The sequence below is a fragment of the Lachnoclostridium sp. An76 genome (assembly GCF_002161355.1).
GTDB classification, from domain to species: Bacteria; Bacillota; Clostridia; order Lachnospirales; family Lachnospiraceae; genus Mediterraneibacter; species Mediterraneibacter caccavium.
In genome coordinates this window covers 431,125-451,050 of sequence record NZ_NFHL01000001.1, presented here as the reverse complement: position 1 = coordinate 451,050, position 19,926 = coordinate 431,125, and the positions used below count along the sequence as shown (strand labels likewise).

19 protein-coding genes are annotated in these 19,926 nt (G+C 54.6%); 17 read left to right on the top strand and 2 right to left on the bottom strand.

Annotated elements, in window-relative coordinates; translation table 11 throughout:
- Entirely contained in the window at positions 1 to 1,833 is a 1,833-nt protein-coding gene (locus tag B5G27_RS02075; protein ID WP_087177321.1) for an ATP-dependent helicase, read from the top strand.
- A 2-nt stretch (positions 1,834 to 1,835) separates the two neighbouring features.
- Here the strand turns inward: B5G27_RS02075 and B5G27_RS02070 are convergent, their stop codons facing one another.
- Entirely contained in the window at positions 1,836 to 2,141 is a 306-nt protein-coding gene (locus tag B5G27_RS02070) for a DUF1292 domain-containing protein (protein ID WP_087177320.1), read from the bottom strand.
- A 155-nt stretch (positions 2,142 to 2,296) separates the two neighbouring features.
- On the opposite strand from B5G27_RS02070, the gene B5G27_RS02065 reads away from it, so the two are divergent.
- The 3 genes from B5G27_RS02065 to B5G27_RS02055 are packed head-to-tail and all read left to right on the top strand — an operon-like array spanning position 2,297 to position 5,585.
- Positions 2,297 to 3,292: a substrate-binding domain-containing protein gene (locus B5G27_RS02065; protein WP_087177319.1), complete on the top strand. Its 996-nt coding sequence runs from the start codon at positions 2,297 to 2,299 to the stop codon at positions 3,290 to 3,292.
- Between the two features lie 14 nt (positions 3,293 to 3,306).
- Positions 3,307 to 5,052, top strand: coding sequence for an alpha-amylase family glycosyl hydrolase (locus B5G27_RS02060; RefSeq protein WP_087177721.1), 1,746 nt, complete (start codon positions 3,307 to 3,309; stop codon positions 5,050 to 5,052).
- Entirely contained in the window at positions 5,049 to 5,585 is a 537-nt protein-coding gene (locus B5G27_RS02055; RefSeq protein WP_087177318.1) for a DUF5662 family protein, read from the top strand. Before B5G27_RS02060 ends, B5G27_RS02055 begins: the two co-directional genes overlap by 4 nt.
- Positions 5,586 to 5,705: 120 nt before the next feature.
- Here the strand turns inward: B5G27_RS02055 and B5G27_RS02050 are convergent, their stop codons facing one another.
- The gene (locus B5G27_RS02050; RefSeq protein ID WP_087177317.1) at positions 5,706 to 6,185 is read right to left on the bottom strand and encodes an S-ribosylhomocysteine lyase; all 480 of its coding nucleotides are present in this window, start codon (positions 6,183 to 6,185) and stop codon (positions 5,706 to 5,708) included.
- Positions 6,186 to 6,287: 102 nt separating this feature from the next.
- Between B5G27_RS02050 and B5G27_RS02045 the strand changes: the two genes are divergently transcribed.
- The 13 genes from B5G27_RS02045 to B5G27_RS01990 all read left to right on the top strand — a co-directional run bounded on the left by B5G27_RS02045 (position 6,288) and on the right by B5G27_RS01990 (position 19,921).
- Positions 6,288 to 6,932, top strand: a complete 645-nt coding sequence (locus tag B5G27_RS02045) for a histidine phosphatase family protein (RefSeq protein WP_087177316.1) — start codon at positions 6,288 to 6,290, stop codon at positions 6,930 to 6,932.
- Positions 6,933 to 6,966: 34 nt separating this feature from the next.
- Positions 6,967 to 7,725: a type I 3-dehydroquinate dehydratase gene (aroD, locus tag B5G27_RS02040; RefSeq protein ID WP_087177315.1), complete on the top strand. Its 759-nt coding sequence runs from the start codon at positions 6,967 to 6,969 to the stop codon at positions 7,723 to 7,725.
- 169 nt (positions 7,726 to 7,894) lie between these two features.
- The gene (locus B5G27_RS02035; protein ID WP_087177314.1) at positions 7,895 to 8,209 is read left to right on the top strand and encodes a metal-sensing transcriptional repressor; all 315 of its coding nucleotides are present in this window, start codon (positions 7,895 to 7,897) and stop codon (positions 8,207 to 8,209) included.
- A gap of 11 nt (positions 8,210 to 8,220) precedes the next feature.
- The gene (locus B5G27_RS02030; protein WP_087177313.1) at positions 8,221 to 10,758 is read left to right on the top strand and encodes a heavy metal translocating P-type ATPase; all 2,538 of its coding nucleotides are present in this window, start codon (positions 8,221 to 8,223) and stop codon (positions 10,756 to 10,758) included.
- A gap of 219 nt (positions 10,759 to 10,977) precedes the next feature.
- Positions 10,978 to 12,150 carry a BMP family ABC transporter substrate-binding protein gene (locus B5G27_RS02025; RefSeq protein WP_087177312.1) on the top strand — a complete coding sequence of 391 codons (1,173 nt, stop codon included), beginning with the start codon at positions 10,978 to 10,980 and terminating at the stop codon, positions 12,148 to 12,150.
- Positions 12,151 to 12,270: 120 nt separating this feature from the next.
- On the top strand, positions 12,271 to 13,851 hold the full coding sequence (locus B5G27_RS02020; RefSeq protein ID WP_330398972.1) for an ABC transporter ATP-binding protein: 1,581 nt from the start codon (positions 12,271 to 12,273) through the stop codon (positions 13,849 to 13,851).
- A complete protein-coding gene (locus B5G27_RS02015) occupies positions 13,848 to 14,951 on the top strand; it encodes an ABC transporter permease (RefSeq protein ID WP_087177310.1) in 1,104 nt (367 codons plus the stop codon). Before B5G27_RS02020 ends, B5G27_RS02015 begins: the two co-directional genes overlap by 4 nt.
- Entirely contained in the window at positions 14,944 to 15,936 is a 993-nt protein-coding gene (locus tag B5G27_RS02010; protein WP_087177309.1) for an ABC transporter permease, read from the top strand. The genes B5G27_RS02015 and B5G27_RS02010 overlap by 8 nt, the downstream gene beginning before the upstream one ends.
- Positions 15,937 to 15,962: 26 nt before the next feature.
- On the top strand, positions 15,963 to 16,106 hold the full coding sequence (locus tag B5G27_RS15905) for a hypothetical protein (RefSeq protein ID WP_162611166.1): 144 nt from the start codon (positions 15,963 to 15,965) through the stop codon (positions 16,104 to 16,106).
- 261 nt (positions 16,107 to 16,367) lie between these two features.
- Positions 16,368 to 17,972, top strand: coding sequence for an MBL fold metallo-hydrolase RNA specificity domain-containing protein (locus B5G27_RS02005; protein WP_087177308.1), 1,605 nt, complete (start codon positions 16,368 to 16,370; stop codon positions 17,970 to 17,972).
- 124 nt (positions 17,973 to 18,096) lie between these two features.
- Positions 18,097 to 18,879: an RNA polymerase sporulation sigma factor SigG gene (sigG, locus tag B5G27_RS02000; RefSeq protein ID WP_087177307.1), complete on the top strand. Its 783-nt coding sequence runs from the start codon at positions 18,097 to 18,099 to the stop codon at positions 18,877 to 18,879.
- A 102-nt stretch (positions 18,880 to 18,981) separates the two neighbouring features.
- Complete coding sequence (locus B5G27_RS01995; protein ID WP_087177720.1) at positions 18,982 to 19,665, top strand: HAD family hydrolase; 684 nt, start codon at positions 18,982 to 18,984, stop codon at positions 19,663 to 19,665.
- Positions 19,658 to 19,921, top strand: a complete 264-nt coding sequence (locus B5G27_RS01990) for a glyoxalase (RefSeq protein ID WP_087177306.1) — start codon at positions 19,658 to 19,660, stop codon at positions 19,919 to 19,921. Before B5G27_RS01995 ends, B5G27_RS01990 begins: the two co-directional genes overlap by 8 nt.
- Positions 19,922 to 19,926: the final 5 nt, after the last annotated feature.

Here is a 19,926-nt window from a genome sequence, read left to right as displayed (position 1 = left end):
ATGGGATTTAACCAGGCTCAGAAAAGAGCGGTCACTCACGGGGCGGGGCCCTGCCAGGTTCTGGCGGGCCCCGGCTCGGGGAAGACGCTTACAATTGTAAACAGGATCCGGTATCTGATCGAAGAATGCCACATAAGGCCAGAAGAAATTCTGGTCGTTACTTTTACCCGTTTTGCGGCGGCGGAGATGAAGGAAAGGCTCTGCAGCCTGATGGGGAGAAGGGAGATCCCGGTGACAGCGGGGACGTTCCACGGGATCTATTACGGCATCCTGAAGTGGGCGTACCGGTTCGGACCGCAGAATATCCTGTCAGAAGAGGAAAAGTACCAGCTCCTGCGCCCGATCGTGGGCAGACAGGAGCTGGAGCCGTCTGACGAGGAAGATTTCCTCAGGGACATCGCGGAGGAGATCGGACGGGTCAAAAATAACAGGACCGATATCTCGGAATTTGTCTCGTCCAAGTGCGGCGCTGAGACATTCCGTGACATATACAGGGAATACGAAAAGGAGAGGAAAGCGCTGCGGAAGATCGATTTTGACGATATGCTCGTCGTCTGCTATGAGCTCTTCGCTTCCAGGCCTGATGTGCTCGCCATGTGGCAGAAGAGGTTCCGCTATATCCTGGTAGACGAATTCCAGGATATCAACCGGGTGCAGTACGATGTGCTCCGGATGCTGGCGTTCCCGGAGAATAATCTGTTCGTGGTGGGGGACGACGACCAGGCGATCTACGGCTTCCGGGGAGCTGACCCGGAGATCATGTTCCGCTTCGGGAAGGATTATCCGGGGGCAGAGCAGATCCTGCTGGATGTGAACTACCGGTCTACATCCAATATCGTCAGCAATTCCCTGAAAGTCATCGGCAATAATCTGAAGCGGTTTGACAAAAAGATCGAGACAGTGAGAGATAAGGGGGATTTCCTGCATGTACAGGAGTTAAAGGATCCCAATGAGGAAGCGCAGTATGTGGCGGATGTGATCGAGAAGCGGGTGGAGAGCGGCGTCCCGGCAGAGGATATGGCTGTGCTTTTCCGGATCCATACGGACGCGCGTCCTGTGGCGGAAGAGCTGATCCGCCGGAAGATGCCCTTCCAGATGAGGGAGCATCTGCCGAATCTTTACGATCACTTTATCGCAAAGGATATCCAGGCCTATTTCCGCCTGGCTATGGGACAGATCAGCAGGGGAGACCTGCTGCGCGTCATGAACCGGCCCAAGCGCTATATCGGGCGGGACAGCCTTTCCGGCGGCGCGGCGTCCTTTGAGGAGATCCGAAATTTTTACTGCGACAAAGACTGGATGATGGACCGGATCGACCAGTTCGAGTGGGACGTGAAGATGCTCGCCCGCATGGCGCCGTACGCGGCGATCCAGTATGTGAGGAAACGGATCGGGTACGATGATTTCCTGAAAGATTATGCGTACACAAATAAGATCGAACGCTCTGCCCTGAATGAAGTGCTGGCTGAGATCGGGGAAGCGGCGCGCCCGTACGCCACCATTGAAGAATGGTTCACGCACATCGGGGAATATACGGAGGCGCTGAAAAAGAAGGAGAGGGCGAAAGAGGCGTCCCGGGAAGGGGTGCGTCTGATGACCCTGCACGCGGCAAAGGGACTGGAGTTCGATACGGTGCTCCTGATCGGGGCGAATGAGGGCAGGATGCCCTATAAGAAGGCAGTGAGCGAGAAGGCGGAGGAGGAAGAGCGGCGGCTCTTTTATGTGGGCATGACCCGCGCCAAAAATGTGCTCAAGATCTGTTATGTAAAAGAAAAAAACGGGAAAGAGACAGCTCCTTCCCGCTTTGTAGATGAACTTTTGGATGAGGACTGAGGCTACTCGATGTCATCCAGGTCGATGTCGCCGAAATCCTGTTCCTCCATCCAGTCGTTGAACGCTTCGGAAACACGCTCAAACTCCTCATCCTCAAGGATGTTTTCAAGTCCCGGCTCTTCGTCTTCCCCATTGTCGATAAAGCGGTAGAGGTATACCTGGCCGTCGTCGCTGTCCCCGTTTTCATCAAGGGGAAGGAGGGCGATATACTCTCTGCCGTCCGATTCAAAGATCGTCAGGACAGCGCATTCCAGTTCTTCATCGTTTTCCAGTGTCAGTGTTACTGTGAGTGATTCATTTTCGTTCATATGTGCTTCTCCTTTAAGTCTGCCGCAGCAGTATCGTACCATGATGGTATCAGAAAGAAATCGAAAAAGCAAGAGATAAGATTATTGACATTCCTCCGAAACACGATAGAATGAAAGAGTGAATGACAATAAGACCAGGACAGAGAGGAAGAAAGATGAAGAAAAAAGGGCTCATGCTCATGCTTATGGCAGTGTTTGCCGTTATTTTTATATCCGGGTGCAAGCAGAATGTAGGCTCACCCGAGGACAATGCCGTCGTGGAAGAGACAGAGGAAGATCCGGAAGAGGAAGGGGAGAAGATGCTCTTCGGATACAGCTGCCCGGATCTGTCCAATCCCTTCTATCAGGTGTTGAAAGACTCGATCGCAACAGAGCTGGAAAACAGGGGAGACCCGATACTGGTGCGGGATGCACAGACGGATCCTGCCCTGCAGGCGTCGCAGATCCAGGAGATGATCGATGCACAGGTTGACCTGGTGTTCTTATGTCCGGTGGACCCGGAGCAGATCACCGGATCGCTGGAAGCGCTGAAAGAGGCGGATATCCCGGTGATCAATCTGGATGTGCGGGTGGATGAACAGGACCTGACAGACGCGTTTATCGGCTCAGATGAGGAAAACGCGGGAAAGGTCTGCGGGGAGAACCTGACAGAGAGGAAGCCTGACGGGGGAAAACTGGTGATCGTCGAAAGTCCGCAGAATGCCGCGGTCAATGCCCGGATCACAGGGTTTGAGGAGAAGATCAGGAATAAAGGCTTTGAAGTCGTCAGGAGGATCGATGCCGGCGGCACAGAGACCGGGGTACAGGCGGAGATGGCTGCTGTCCTGGCGGAAGACCCTCAGATCGGTGCAGTGATGTGCGGGGATGACCGGATGGCGCTGCAGGTGCTCCAGGCACTCAGCGACGCCGGGCGCAGTGATATCCTGGTGTACAGCGTGGGAGGCTCGCCGGAGGTGAAGAGTGCGATGGCAGATCCGGAAAGCCCCATGGCAGGCGTCGGGGCCCAGTCCCCCATTAATATGGGGAAGACCGCGGTCAGGACAGCGGTATCTCTCCTTGACGGGGGCGCGTATGAAGAAGAGGTCAGCGTGGAGACATTTTTTATCAATCGGGATAATCTTGAGATGTATGGAACTGACGGATGGCAGTAGGAAAGGAACAGACTATGGAGAAGACAACAGGAAGGCCACAGCCGTTCGGAGCGGCAGTAGAACAGGACAGGATCAATTTTTCCGTGCAGGTCCCCAGGGGGAAGGAGTGCGCGCTCCTTCTGTACCGGAAGGGGAAGACCCGGCCGGAGGCACGTTTTGAGATGCCGGAAGAAGAAGGCGTGGGGGAAGTGAGGTTCCTCGCTGTACAGGGCATTGATGCGGAAAAATATGAGTATAATTTCGAGATCAACGGAGAGGTGACGATCGACCCTTATGTAAGGGAACTCACCGGGAAAAAGGTGTTCGGGCAGGAGCGGGACCTGGATGCCCATGAGATCCGTGGGAAACTCGTCTCCCGGGAGTATGACTGGGGAGATGACAGGAGACTCCATCTGCGCTGGGATGAGGTGGTGGCATACAGTCTCCATGTGCGCGGGTTTACAAAGCACAGTTCATCGAAGGTGCGGCATAAAGGCACGTATCAGGGGGTGGCCGAGAAGCTTCCGTATCTGAAAGAACTGGGGATCAACCAGATCCAGTGTATGCCTGTCTACGAGTTCGAGGACTGTAAAAAGGGAAAGATCAATTACTGGGGATATGGGCCCGCCTATTATTTTGCCCCAAAGGAGGCGTATGCCGCAGGGGATTCCGCGGTAAAGGAATTAAAGGACATGGTCCGCGCGTGCCACAGGGAAGGGATCGAGGTAGTGCTGGAGATGCCTTTTACAGAGGGGATCCCGGTCCAGACAGTGCTGGAGTGCCTCCGCTTTTATATGCTGGAATACCATGTGGACGGGTTTGTGGTCAATCCCTATACCGTCCCCTGGGAGATCCTCTGTGCGGATCCGTTTTTGAAGGAGATCAAGCTGATGCGCAAGGACGATGCGTTCCAGAATGTGATGCGCCGTTTCCTCAAGGGCGATGAGAATATGGTCAATGACGTGATGTGGGCTTTGTACCGCAATTCCGCTGTGGACGGGAAGTTTAACTATATTACGGCGCAGACCGGATTTACACTCTGGGATCTTGTCTCATATGACAGCAAGCACAATGAGGCAAACGGAGAAAACAATACGGACGGACCGGATTATAATTACAGCTGGAACTGCGGGGCAGAGGGACCCAGCCGGAAGCGGGCGGTCATGGCGCTCCGGAAAAACCAGGTAGTGAACGCGTTTTTCCTTCTCCTGACTGCGCAGGGGACTCCCTGCATCCTCGCGGGGGATGAGTTCTACAATACGCAGAAAGGGAATAACAATGTCTACTGCCAGGACAATGAGACGGGATGGGTGGACTGGAGCAGGCTTAAGACGGATCCGTCTCTGTTTGAGTTTGTAAAAGGCCTGATCGCCCTGCGGAAATCGCACCCTTGCCTGCACCGTGAGGAGGAGCTCAAAGGGCTGGACCGCACGGCGTGCGGTGTGCCGGATGTATCCTACCACGGAGAGAGCGCATGGCAGGTGAAAAACGATGTATCCAGCCGTCAGCTCGGAGTACTCTACTCCGGCACGGGAGCCGGGGACCAGGAGTGCTTCATCGCCTATAACATGCACTGGATCCCCCATACGTTTGCTCTCCCGTCTCCGGGGAAGGACAGAGGCTGGAAGCTTGCCGCTGATACACAGCGCGGGATACTCAGTGAGCCTGCGGCGTTGGAAGATCAGAAGGCGATTGAATTAAAAGAAAGAAGTATCGTGTTCCTGACGGGGACAGAGACGGAAAAGAAGCCAGATAAAGGAAAAGGGCGGAAAAAGCCATGAGAGCTCTGAGGCATTTTTGCACGATCACAAAACACAAATTTCTTGTGATGAAAGAGTGTTTCCGGGTAGGGCTTTACAGGCAGGGGCTTCTCCATGACCTTTCGAAATACAGCTGGACAGAATTCCGTGTCGGATGCAGGTATTATCAGGGAAACCGAAGCCCTAACAATGCGGAGCGGGAAGACAGAGGGTATTCTTCCGCGTGGCTGCACCACAAAGGGAGGAATAAGCACCATTATGAGTACTGGATCGACTACAGCCTGGACGGGACCGGGCTCCTGACGGGGATGAAGATGCCTGTCAGGTATGTAGTGGAAATGTTCCTCGACCGGATCGCGGCAAGCAAGGTATACAAGGGAAGCCAGTACAAAGACAGTGACCCTCTGGAATACTATGCGAACGGGAAAGCGGGGGAGCTGATGCACCCGGAGACCCGGGAGCTGCTGGAAAAGCTGCTCCACATGCTCGCTGAGCAGGGAGAAGAGACAACGTATCAGTATATCAGGAGAGAAGTGCTGAAGAAACGCAGATGAACCCGGAATCTCACCGCCGGAATGTCCCAGGATGTCATGAAAGGGCTCATAAAGGAGCTGATCCCGGGAGCATGGGCCGGCGGTTTTCTGTGCCGGCTTCTGTCTATTTGGATTATGAGTTTATTCAGGATAATAAAGCTGGGAATCCTGGATGTCCGTCAGTACGTATGCCAGGAATCTTTTCGCCAGGTATTTCGCCATGGGAAGGTTCATATCCAGATAGTTGCCGCAGTCACGTGCTGAGGCACCGGGGATCTCCCCTTCGAAGCCTGCGATAAAGGCGAACATTTCCTTCATGAGCGGGACGATGTCAGCGGAACTATAATTCCCGGCAAGGAGAAGATAAAAGCCCGTCCGGCATCCCATGGGACCGAAATAGATGACACGGTCTCTGTAAGCCTCATGATTGCGCAGGAAAGTAGCGCCGAGATGTTCGATCGTGTGGACTTCTGCTGTGTTCATGACCGGCTCGTCATTGGGGCTGGTCATGCGGATATCAAATGTCGTGATGACCGTATCGCTGACAGGATCCTTTCTGGAGACATAGATCCCGGGAACGAGCCGGATATGGTCGATCGTAAAGCTGGTGATCTTATTCATTTCAGTATCATTCCTTTCTGTCAGGGAACAGTTCCCTGGAAGTACAGGTTTCATTATAGACTCAGGAAGAGAAAAACACAAGGATGCAAAGGAGAAAATGCTATGAGGCTGTATATTGTCCGACACGGAGAAACGGACTGGAACAGGATACACAGAGTGCAGGGGCGTACGGATATCCCGCTGAATGATTACGGCAGGCATCTCGCGCGCGAGACTGCTGAGGGGATGAAGGATATCAGGATCGACCTGGGGTATACAAGCCCGCTTCTGAGGGCAAAGGAGACGGCTCAGATCATACTTGGGGACCGGGATGTCCCGCTCTATGAGGACAGCCGGATCGAGGAGCTGTCATTTGGAAGTTACGAAGGAATGAGGGCTGCAGGAGGGGAAAAGGATGCGCAGAGCGAGGCGTTTAACCGCTTTTTTACTGACACAGCGAACTATATCCCGCCTCGGGATGCGGAGACAGTCCCGCAGCTCTATGAGCGGACAGGGGATTTCCTCGCGGAGATATGCGCAAGAGAGGATCTCCGGGACAAAAGCGTCCTCGTATCCACCCATGGGGCCGCGATGACAGCGCTCTTAAACCGGATCAGGGGGAATCTTTCGGTATCGGAGTTCTGGCGGGATGAGGTCCCGCCGAACTGCTCGGTCACAGAAGTGGAGATCAGGGATGCTAAGCCCCAGATCATCCGGGAAGGCGTGATCTATTATAAAGAAAAAGTGAAAAAATGGAAGACAGTGTGAGCTGGCGGGGGTGTCAGCGGCAGAGGAGAGAAGGATGAAGACAGTTACAGTCAGGAAGATAGAGATCGGAGCAGGCAGACCGAAGATCTGTGTGCCCATTGCAGAAAGGGAAGAAGAGGAGATCCTGTCCGCGGCAAGGGAGATAAGGACTTCCCCGGCGGATATGGTGGAATGGCGTGCGGACTGGTTTGACGGGATCTCTGACCCGGAGAGGACCAGGGGGGTGCTGGAAAGGCTGAGGAATACCCTGGGAGAGATCCCTCTCCTGTTTACCTTCCGCACATCAGGAGAAGGAGGGGAGAAGGAGATCGATGTCCCTGCCTATGTCAGTTTAAACGAAAGCGCCGCCCGCTCTGGCATGGCGGATCTGGTTGATGTGGAAGCTTTTACAGAGAGCGGTGCTGCGGAAGAGATCATCGGAGAAGCCCATTCAGCCGGGGTAAAGGTCATTGCATCAAACCATGATTTCCATCAGACCCCATCCCGGGAGGAGATCATATCCCGTCTTGTGAAAATGCAGGATATGGGAGCGGATATCGCCAAGATCGCGGTCATGCCGCAGAGCAGGAAGGATGTGCTGACGCTGCTTGCAGCCACGGAGGAGATGGTGTCAGGACACGCACAGATCCCGGTCATTACCATGTCAATGGGAGCGCTTGGCGCGATCAGCCGCGTCTGCGGGGAAGTCTTCGGCTCTGCGGTGACATTTGGGGCTGTGGGCAGAGGCTCCGCTCCGGGGCAGCTGGGAGCTGGAGAACTGGGGACGGTGCTCTCGATCCTGCATAACAGATAGACAGCAGATAAAAAGGAAAAACACAAAACAAAGTCATCATCTGGAGGATTGCTTTAGGTGGTGATTTTTTATTTTTGTATTGCAATATACCCCGACAGGGTATATAATATCTCTTGAAGAGAAAATACCCATATGGGGTTTATATGAAAAAGTACAGGAGGAGATCAGCATGGAAGATACAAACAACGTCTGTCCCGGATGCAGCCACAAGACAAAAGAGCGTTCGGAGAAAGAGAAAAGGAGTATGATCAACCGCTTAAGCCGCATCGAAGGCCAGGTGCGCGGGATCCGGAAGATGGTAGAGAACGACGCATACTGCCCAGATATCCTTATCCAGGTATCCGCGGTCAATGCCGCTCTCAACAGTTTTAACAAAGTGCTCCTCGCGGAACACATCCGCACCTGTGTGACAGAGGATATCCGGGAGGGAAAGGAAGAGACTATAGATGAGCTGGTCGTAGTCCTCCAGAAATTGATGAAATAGGAGTGATGTTTATGGAACAATACAATGTAACAGGCATGAGCTGCGCGGCGTGCAGCGCCCGGGTGGAAAAAGCAGTATCCAAAGTTCCGGGCGTGACCTCCTGCTCGGTGAGCCTGCTGACCAATTCCATGGGAGTGGAGGGTACGGCGGACCCTGCCCAGGTCATCGCCGCCGTGGAGGAGGCGGGATACGGCGCCACTGAGAAAGGCGCGGGAGCACAGGAGGGGGCACAGGTGAAGGCGTCTTCTGTCTCCGCGGCTGAGGATTCCCTGAAAGACCGGGAGACGCCCAAAATGAAACGGCGCTTGATCGCGTCCCTCTGTTTCCTGGTCCCGCTGATGTATTTCTCGATGGGCCATATGATGTGGGGCTGGCCCGTGCCCTCGTTCCTGGAGGGCAACCATGTGGCGATGGGGCTGATCCAGCTCCTGCTCACGACCGCGGTCATGGTGGTCAACCAGAAATTCTTTATCAGTGGCTTCAAGGGCCTGATCCACCGCGCCCCCAATATGGACACCCTCGTTGCGCTCGGCGCGGGGGCATCCTACGGATACAGCCTGTACGCGCTCTTTGCGATGACAGACGCGCAGATGCGGGGCGACGCGGCAGGAGTCATGTCCTATATGCATGAGTTTTACTTTGAATCAGCGGCAATGATCCTGACGCTGATCACAGTGGGGAAAATGCTGGAGGCGCGCTCCAAAGGAAAGACAACAGACGCCCTGAAAAGCCTGATGAAGCTGGCGCCGAAGATGGCTACAGTAATAAGGGACGGCACGGAAGAGACTGTGTCCATCGACCAGGTGAGGAAAGGGGACGTCTTTGTGGTGAGGCCGGGGGAGAATATCCCCGTGGACGGTGTGATCCTGGAAGGGCACAGCGCGGTGAATGAATCCGCTCTCACCGGCGAGAGTATCCCCGTGGATAAGGATGCAGGGGACGCGGTCTCCGCTGCCACGCTGAACCAGTCCGGCTTCCTCCGCTGTGAGGCGACCAGGGTGGGAGAGGATACGACCCTCTCCCAGATCATCCAGATGGTGAGCGATGCCGCGGCGACCAAAGCGCCCATCGCGAAAGTGGCGGACCGGGTGTCAGGCGTGTTCGTGCCTGCGGTCATCGGGATCGCGCTGGTGACGATCCTCGTGTGGCTGATCGCGGGACAGACGATCGGCTTCGCACTGGCAAGAGGGATCTCGGTCCTCGTCATAAGCTGTCCCTGCGCCCTCGGGCTTGCCACACCCGTGGCGATCATGGTAGGGAACGGGATGGGCGCGAAGAACGGGATCATGTTTAAGACCGCTGTTTCCCTTGAAGAGACGGGAAAGACCCAGATCGTGGCCCTGGATAAGACAGGGACCATCACCAGCGGGGAGCCGAAGGTGACGGATATGATCCCGGCGGACGGGGTGACAGAGGAAGAACTGCTCGCATATGCGTATGCCCTTGAGAAGAAGAGCGAGCATCCGCTGGCCCGGGCTGTTATCGCAAAAGCGGAGCAAGAGAACGCTGACCGTGCTCAGGAGACAGAAGATTTCCATGCAGTTCCCGGGAACGGACTGACAGGTACTCTTGCCGGTGAGAAGCTTGCCGGAGGGAATTTAAGTTTTATCAGCAGGAATGCTGTGATCCCGGATGAGGCGGGAAAGCGGGCCGAGGAGCTCGCGGCGGAGGGGAAGACCCCGCTGTTCTTCAGCCGGGACGGCAGGTTCATCGGCATGATCGCTGTGGCGGATGTGATCAAGGAGGACAGTCCGAGAGCGGTGAAGGAGCTCCGGGATATGGGGATCCATGTGGTCATGCTCACCGGGGACAATGAGAGGACGGCAAAAGCGATCGGCGCTCAGGCCGGCGTGGACGAGGTCATTGCAGGTGTCCTCCCGGACGGTAAGGAGAGCGTGATACGTTCCCTGAAGAAGAAGGGAAGGGTCGCCATGGTCGGAGACGGGATCAATGACGCTCCGGCTCTTACCAGGGCGGATATAGGGATTGCCATAGGTGCCGGGACAGACATCGCGATCGATGCGGCGGATGTGGTCCTTATGAAGAGCCGTCTGAGCGATGTGCCTGCGGCGATCAGGCTGAGCCGCGCCACTCTCAGAAATATCCACGAGAATCTGTTCTGGGCATTTTTCTATAATGTGATCGGCATCCCGCTGGCAGCAGGCGTCTGGATCCCGCTGTTTGGATGGCAGTTAAACCCCATGTTCGGCGCCGCGGCGATGAGCCTTTCCAGTTTCTGTGTGGTCAGCAATGCGCTGCGTCTCAACTGGTTTAAGATGTATGATTCCGGGAGAGATAAAAAAATAAAAGCAAATAATAAAAACAAGGAGGAGACAACAATGACAAAAACAATGAAGATCGAAGGTATGATGTGCGGGCACTGTGAGGCAAGGGTGAAAAAGGTACTGGAAGCCCTGCCGGAGGTGGATGCGGCGGAAGTGAGCCATGAGGCCGGGACAGCTGTCGTCACGATGAACGCGGAGGTCAGTGACGATGTCCTGAAAAAGGCAGTGGAGGATCAGGATTACAAGGTGCTGGCGATCCAGTGATCAACAGTTTGATATGACTTTGTGCGGCAGCCGGTGCGGGAGTTCCCCGCCGGACTGCCGCTTTTGGTGTGCCACAAAATGTATTGACTTATACAGAGGCAGAATGTAAAATAGTTACGGAAAGGCTGTCCGCATACACAGAAGATCCGGACAGCGTTTTTTAACTTATAAGCAGGCTCCGGGGAAATCCCGGGCGATGACAAGAGAAGGAGGAATATTATGAAGAAGAGGATTGTCAGCGTATTTTTGTGCGCAGCTATGGCAGTCACCCTGATGGCAGGGTGCGGAGCTCCGGCTGCGGAGACTGGCGGAAATGAGGATGGGGGCTCTTCCACAGCAGCTTCCGAAGGGATCCCGAAGGATGAGATCAAGGTGGGATTCGTGCACATCTCAGACCCGAGTGATATGGGATACACATACAATCAGGATCTGGGAACACAGGAGATGCAGGAGAAACTTGGATTAAGCGATGACCAGATCATTAACAAATATAATGTGGCAGAAGACGCGTCATGCGATACGGCTTTAAGAGAGCTGGTGGACGCAGGCTGCAATATCATTTTTGCGACAAGCTTCGGTTTTGAGGATTATGTAGTGGAAGTGGCGAGAGAGTACCCGGACGTACAGTTCTGCCATGCGACAGGATATCAGGCTGCGGATGCAGGCCTTGACAACTTCCACAACTATTTCGCATCGATCTACGAGGGACGTTATCTCGCGGGGATCGCGGCAGGTATGAAGACAGAGACGAACAAGCTGGGCTATGTGGCTGCATACCCGTTTGCTGAGGTCATCAGCGGATACACAGCATTCTATCTCGGCGCGAAGAGCGTAAACCCGGACGTGACGATGGAGATCATGTATACCAACTCCTGGAATGACCCGACAGTCGAGTCCCAGGTGGCAAAAGCTCTGATCGACCGCGGATGCGATGTGATCTCACAGCACTCTGACTCCACAGCTCCGGCTACGACAGCAGAGGACAACGGAGTATGGCAGGTTGGTTACAACAATGATATGATCGAGGCTGCTCCGAACGCATCCCTGATCTCCCCGCGTATCGACTGGGGGATCTATGTGACAGAGGCCGTACAGGCGATGATCGACGGCGAGGAGATCCCGACTGACTGGTGCAAGGGCCTTGCGGACGGCGCTGTCTATCTGTCACCGCTGAACGAGAATATCGCGGCAGAGGGGACACAGGAAGCCATCGACGAGGCGGCTGAGAAGATCAAATCCGGCGAACTCCATGTATTCGCAGGCCCGCTCAAGGGTGTGAGCCCGGAGGGCGAAGAGTACGAGGTGCCGGAAGGTGAGTACTACCACGAGCAGGAAGAGGCTTCCGCTCCGTCCTGGCTGTATATCGTAGACGGATGTACAGTTGTCGAATAAGGTCTGAAAAACAAAATAAAAAGAATGTGACAGAGCCGTCTTCGGACGGCTTTGTTCATATCAGGTATCTGATGCAGAGCTGAGAATACACGAGAAGAGAAGGAGGATGAGAGCTTGAGTGTGGGAGCTGAGTATGCGGTAAAAATGCATCATGTGACAAAGACGTTCGGGAAAGTGACCGCGAACAAAGACGTCAACCTTGAACTGAGGACAGGAGAGATCCTTGCTCTCCTCGGGGAAAACGGAAGCGGGAAGACGACGCTGATGAACATGCTGTCAGGGATCTATTTCCCGGACCACGGAGAGATCTATGTGAAGGGGAAAGAGGTGACGATCCGTTCGCCGAAAGATTCCTTTGCTCTGGGGATCGGGATGATCCACCAGCACTTTAAACTGGTGGACGTCCTGACAGCAGCGGAAAATATCGTGCTGGGACTGGACGGAAAAGTGACCGTAAACCGCAGGGAGATCAATAAAAAGGTAGGGGAACTGGCGCAGAAATACGGATTTGACCTGGATCCTTCCAAAAAGGTCTACAATATGTCTGTCTCAGAAAAGCAGACAGTGGAGATCTTAAAGGTGCTCTATAAAGGAGCGGATATCCTGATCCTGGACGAGCCTACGGCAGTGCTGACCCCGCAGGAGACGGAACGCCTCTTTACCGTGCTGCGGAATATGAAAAAGGACGGGAAATCGATCATCATCATCACCCATAAGCTCAACGAAGTGCTGGCGATCTCTGACCGGGTGGCGATCCTCCGAAAAGGAGAGTATATCGGTGTGGTCAACACAGCGGAGACAGACCGGGCACAGCTCACGGAGATGATGGTCGGGCGTCCGATCAGCCTGGAGATCGACAGGCCTCAGGTGGAGCGCGGAGAGAAACGGCTCCAGGTGATCGATCTGACCTGTCTGAACGGAGACGGGGTGAAGGCGCTGGACAATGTATCTTTTGAGGCTTACGGCGGTGAGATCCTGGGCATCGCAGGCATCGCGGGAAGCGGCCAGAGGGAACTGTGCGAGACGATCGCCGGGCTGTATCCTTCGATCGGAGGCTCTGTGCTCTATTCGGGAGAGCATGACGGCGTACCAGTGCAGGAGCGTATCCTCGGACTGAAGCCGGATGAGATCGTAAAGAAGGGGATCTCCATGGCATTCGTCCCGGAGGACAGGCTCGGCATGGGACTTGTGGCGGGAATGGACATGACGGACAATGTGATGCTGCGGAGTTACAAGTCAAATAAAGGTATTTTTGTAGACCGCAAGGCTCCCAGGGAGCTGGCGGAAAAGCTGATCGAAGAGCTGGAGATCGTGACTCCCGGGGTGGATACCCCTGTGGGCAGGCTTTCCGGAGGAAATGTGCAGAAGGTCCTTCTGGGAAGGGAAATCGCATGTCAGCCGTCCGTGCTGATCGTGGCTTATCCGGTGCGAGGACTGGATATCAACTCCTCCTACCGGATCTATGACCTGCTCAATGAACAGAAGAAAAAAGGCGTTGCAGTCATCTTTATCGGAGAGGATCTGGATGTGCTCATGCAGCTTTCCGACCGCATCATGGTCATGTGCGGCGGGAAGGTGAGCGGCATCGTGGATCCGCGGAAAGTGACGAAAGAGGATATCGGACTGATGATGATCCACGCAGAGGGAGCACAGGCTTCCGGGGGCAATGCCGGTGATAAGGACAAGGAGGTGACAGCATGAGCGCGCATACACATACAGCACAGGCAAAAGAGCCTCTTCTGAGAATGGTCAGGAGAGATGCGGTATCCAGCCGGAAATCCTGGGGGATCCGCGCGGCGGCATTTCTCCTCTCGCTTGTGACAGGCGGGATCGTGATCCTGATGCTTGGGCACAACCCGGTCTCAGTATATGTTTCCATGGTAAAAGGAGCCTGGGGATCAAAGACCGTGATCTACGAGACGGTGAAGATCGCGATCCCCCTGCTGATCACAGCTATCGGCATCTCGTTCGCTTTTAAGATGAAATTCTGGAATATCGGCGGCGAGGGACAGATCCTTGTGGGAGCAGTCGCGGCAGGAGCGTTCGGGCTCTTTACCGCCCACATTTTCCCGAAGCTCCCGCTGGTCCTTCTCATGATGCTGGCAGCCATTGTAGCGGGAGGCCTGTACGGGCTCCTTCCGGCTGTGTGCAAGGCGAAATGGGGGACGAATGAGACTCTGTTTACCCTGATGCTCAATTATATCGCCCTTGCGTTTATCAAGTACCTGATGAACGGCCCTTGGAAAGCGCCGGGCAGCAGCTATCCGAAGATCGCGATGCTGGTGCCGGGGGCGAGGCTTACAAAGGTACTGGGTGTGCACTGGGGCTGGATCCTGGCCCTGATCCTTGTCGTTGCGGCTTATATCTATTTTAATAAGACAAAGCAGGGCTATGAGATCGCTGTGGTCGGCGAGAGCAATAACACTGCCCGCTATGCCGGGATCAATGTGGGGAAGGTTTTCCGGAGAACAATGTTCATATCCGGAGCGCTCTGCGGCCTGGTCGGTATGCTCCAGTTCGCGGGCTCTGACTATACGATCACAGAGGGGACTGCAGGCGGAGTGGGCTTCACTGCGATCACTGTGGCATGGCTGGCGAAGATGAATCCATACGGCATGCTGGTGGTATCCGTGTTCATCGCGATGCTGGAGAGAGGATCCAATGCGATCCAGACACAGTTTAAGATCCCTGCGTCCGCGTCGGATCTGCTCATCGGCATCATTTTGTTCTTTATGCTTGGATGTGAGTTCTTTATCTCATACAGGCTGATCGGAAGAGGAAAGGAGGAGCATCATGCTTAATACATTAAATGGTCTGTTTATCGCGGCAGTGCTGGCGGGGACGCCTCTTCTGCTCGGAGCGCTTGGAGAGATCCTGACCGAGAAGTCGGGAAACTTAAACCTCGGCGTGGAAGGTATGATGTTCATGGGCGCCATCACAGGGCTTGCCGGCTCCTATTATTATGAGCAGGCAGTGATCAGCGCGAGAGGAAATCCGAACGGAGTCCTCTCAGCGGCGATCGCTCTCCTGACTTCCTTCCTGGCAGGCGCGGGCGGGGCGCTGATCTACAGCTTCCTGACCATCACCCTGAGGGCGAACCAGAATGTGACCGGACTGACGCTGACCATCTTCGGCACGGGCTTCGGGAATTTCTTCGGCGAGTACATCGGCCAGAAAGCCGGCGGGTATGTTGCAGTCTCAGAGACGACAAAAAAAGCGTTCTCCGGCCTGCATATCCCGGGACTTTCCGATATCCCAGTGATCGGACCGCTCCTCTTTGAGTATAACTGGCTTGTATATTTTGCCATCATCGTGGCTGTGGTCATGGCTTGGTTCTTTAACCGCTCCCGTGTGGGACTGAACCTGCGGGCGGTAGGCGAGGATCCGGCGACCGCGGATGCGGCCGGGATCAATACGACGCTTTACAAGTACCTGGCAACGGTCATCGGAGGCGGTATCTGCGGGATCGGCGGTATGTACATGAGTATGGTGACTACTTCCGGCGTGTGGGTACACGACTGCGTCAGCGGTTACGGATGGCTCGCGGTGGCGCTCGTTATCTTTGCGACATGGAGCCCGGCAAGGGGGATGATCGTAGCGCTGATCTTCGGCGGGCTGACGATCATGCGCATGTATGTCAACATCCCCGGGCTTCCGGCGCAGATCTACGATATGTTCCCGTATATCGCAACGATCCTCGTGCTCGTGATCACAAGCATGAGGCAGAGCAGGGAGCACGCTCAGCCAAAGAGCTGCGGACTCAACTACTTCCGGGAAGAAAGATAGGAAAATGTGTATTTGTGGGGGAGCCTGTGGTTGAGTATATCGGACGAAAACCGGTCCCCTTTGATGCTTCTTTCGCGGCGGGCAGGGATATGGCGACGGTGACTTGGAGTAATCTGATGGAAAGACTTAAAAGAATGGGATGCGGCGTTAATTTCAAAGCGGATGCCTGAGCCGCAGGCGAATCTTCCGCTTTGAAATTGTCCTTAGCCGTATCCCATTCTTTTTATGTCTTTCCCGGATTACGGAACCGGAACCTGAGCCATATCCCTGCCCGCCGCGAAAACGTCTTAAATTATATCGACGGTTTTCGGACGTTTCGCCGACAGAACGGCTCCCCCACAAATACAGATTGAATCTTTTGGGAAGAAAGAGCTGTATCTTTTGAAAAAGGATGGTACAATAGAAGAAAAGTGAAAAGGGCGGGTGAGACTATGAAGCTTACTTTTATCGGAGCTGCCCATGAAGTTACGGGAAGCTGTCATTTTCTCCAGGCGGCGGGGAAAAATATCCTGATCGACTGCGGTATGGAGCAGGGACCGGATCTGTATGAGAATCCGGGGCTGCCGATCCCGGCGAAGGATGTGGACTATGTGTTCCTTACCCACGCGCACATCGACCACTCGGGGATGCTGCCAAGGCTTGCGAAGGAAGGGTTTAAGGGACAGATCTTCGCCACGTTTGCGACTGTGGACCTGTGCAACATTATGCTGCGTGACAGCGCGCACATCCAGGAATTTGAGGCGGAGTGGCGGAACCGGAAAGGAAAGAGGGCCGGACAGCCGGAGTACGAGCCGGTGTATGTGATGCAGGACGCCCTGGATGCCATCGAGCTGCTCGTGCCGTGCCAGTACGGGGAGAGGATCACGATCTGCGACGGGATCCAGATCCGGTTTACGGATGTGGGACATCTGCTCGGGTCGGCAAGCATCGAGGTCTGGGCGGAAGAGGATGGAGTCACAAAGAAGATCGTATTTTCCGGGGATGTGGGAAATCTGGACCAGCCCATCATCAAGGATCCGACCTATACGGACGCGGCAGACTATGTGGTGGTGGAGTCTACTTATGGCAACCGGATCCACACAGCGGAGAAGCCGGACTATATCGGTGAGTTTACGAGGATCATCAAAGAGACGTTCGACCGGGGCGGAAATGTGGTAATCCCGTCGTTCGCAGTGGGCAGGACCCAGGAAATGCTGTATTTTATCCGTGAGATCAAGGAAAAGAACCTGCTCCCGGAATATGCGGATTTTGATGTATACCTGGACAGCCCGCTTGCCATTGAGGCGACAAAGGTATTTACCATGAACATGAGGGACTGCTTTGACGAGGAGGCCATGGCGCTGGTCAATTCGGGAGTGAATCCCCTGGTATTCCCGGGGCTTCATACATCGACCACAAGTGATGACTCAAAGATGATCAATTTTATCGAAAAGCCGAAGGTGATCATATCCGCCTCGGGAATGTGCGATGCAGGGCGTATCCGCCATCATCTGAAGCACAATCTCTGGAGGCCGGAATGTACGGTGCTCTTTGTGGGATATCAGGCGAACGGCACCCTGGGACGCAGGCTCCTCGAAGGCGAGAAGAATATCAAACTCTTCGGCGAGCCCATCGAGGTACACGCCAGGATCGAGAGCCTCCACGGTGTCAGCGGGCATGCGGACATGAACGGCCTGCTGAAATGGATCGGAGCCTTCCGGACGCCTGTTGAGCGCGTGTTCGTGGTCCACGGCGAGGACACCGTGACCGAAGAATTCGCGCAGACGATCACAGAGAAATTCGGATACAGTACATGGGCTCCGTACCCCTGCTGCGAGGCTGATCTTCTGACGAACCAGATCCTCAATGAAGGCGTGAAGATCCCGGTGAAGGCGAAGAAACCTGCGCAGCGCAGGGCGGACAATGCATTCGACCGTCTGGTGGCGGCAGGAAAGCGGCTGCTGGACATTATTTACAGAAATGAAGGACTCTCCAATAAGGACAAAGCAAAATTTGAAGCTCAGATCAATAATCTTTCCGATAAGTGGGATGACTGAGCCGGATATCGCGCTGACGCGTTTGTCAAGGACTAAAACTTTATAAAATTTTCCTGCTCCCGGAATATCTTTCCGCCCGGGTGAGAATCATTCTAAGTAGAAAATGCTTAGGAGGATTCTTGGGATGATGGTGAACAAGGTTGAACTTTGCGGAGTGAATACATCGAAGCTCCCGCTTTTAAAAGAAGAGGAAAAGGCAGAGCTCTTCGAGAGGATCAAAGCCGGGGACGAGGAAGCCCGGGAGCAGTATATCAAAGGAAATCTCCGGCTGGTACTGAGTGTGATCAAACGGTTCGAGAGCAGCAGTGAGAATGCGGATGACCTGTTCCAGATCGGCTGTGTCGGGCTGATGAAAGCTGTGGATCATTTTGACCCGACAAGGCTTGTGAAGTTTTCCACCTATGCGGTGCCCATGATTATCGGGGAGATCCGGAGATATCTCAGGGACAACAGCCCCATGCGGGTCAGCAGGTCGCTGAGGGATACCGCGTACAAAGCGATCTACGCAAAGGAAGGATATATCCGGCAGCACATGAAGGAACCTACGGTACAGGAGATCGCGGATGAGATCGGGATCTCAAAGGAAGACGTGGTCTACGCACTGGACGCGATCCAGATGCCGGCCAGCCTGCACGAGCCTGTGTACAGCGACGGCGGGGACACACTGTACGTGATGGACCAGGTGAGCGATAAGAAAAATAAAGAAGAAAACTGGGTGGAAGAGCTCTCCCTGGAAGCAGCCATGGAAAGGCTCAATGAGAGGGAGAGGTATATCATTACCCTGAGGTTCTTTGAGGGAAAGACGCAGATGGAAGTGGCGGAGCAGATCAATATCTCCCAGGCGCAGGTGAGCCGCCTGGAGAAAAATGCCCTGAAGATCATGAGAAAGTATCTCCTCGGGGACTGAAGCCGGCCCGCAGATATCTTATCATCTGAAAAGCCGCACAGAAGAATGCGGAAGAGAAAACAGACAACAAAAGAGAAGACAGACGAAAGGAAGAGCAGTACAATGGATTATAAAGCATGCATATTTGACCTGGACGGTACTTTGACGGATACACTGGATTCCCTGACATTTTCGGTCAATGAGACGATGAAGGAGATTGGATTCCCCGGTATTACGCAGGAGCAGTGCAGGCAGTTCGTGGGAAACGGGGCAAAAGTGCTGATCGAAAAGACGCTTCTGGCGGGCGGGGATGAAACGCTGAGCCGTTTTGACGAGGCGTTCGCCGCTTACGGGCGTATCTTTGATGCGAACTGCACTTACCGCGTGACGCCCTATCAGGGGATCCCGGAGCTCTTGAAGGCTCTGAGGGAAAGGGGGCTCAGGCTGGGTGTCCTGTCCAATAAGCCGGACCGCCAGGCAGTACATGTGGTGGAGACGATCTTTGGCAGGGGTGTTTTCGATACCGTGAGGGGACAGAGAGACGGCGTGCCGCGAAAGCCGGACCCGGCGGCAGCCCTGGCTATGGCGGAAGCATTCGGCGCGGCTCCTGGGGAGACAGTCTATATCGGAGATTCTGAGGTGGACGCGGCGACCGGGAGAGCGGCGGGCATGGAGACCGTGCTCGTATCCTGGGGGTTCCGCCCAAGGGAAGTACTGGAGAAGGCCGGCGAAGGGCGGGCAAAGATCGTGGACTCTGCGGAGGAGATACTTAAGATGATCGATGAGAGGAGGAAGGTACATGAGTGATTACAGCGAGATCTGCCTGAAGACATTTCTGAAAGACCAGGGAAAGCTTTTTGACGAACCGGTGGCTGAAAATCTGGAAGAGGCAGAGGCTTTTCTGGAGGACTGCATGGCAGTCGTGGCGGATTCCCTGGAAGAGGTGAGGGAATATTTTGAGGAAGAGGGAGTGGACGTGGATGGAATGACTCCGGAAGATCTGGAGGAAGCTTCCGAGGTGTTCCCTCTCCCGGATGGGAAATATCTGATCGTGGAAGGATGACCGTG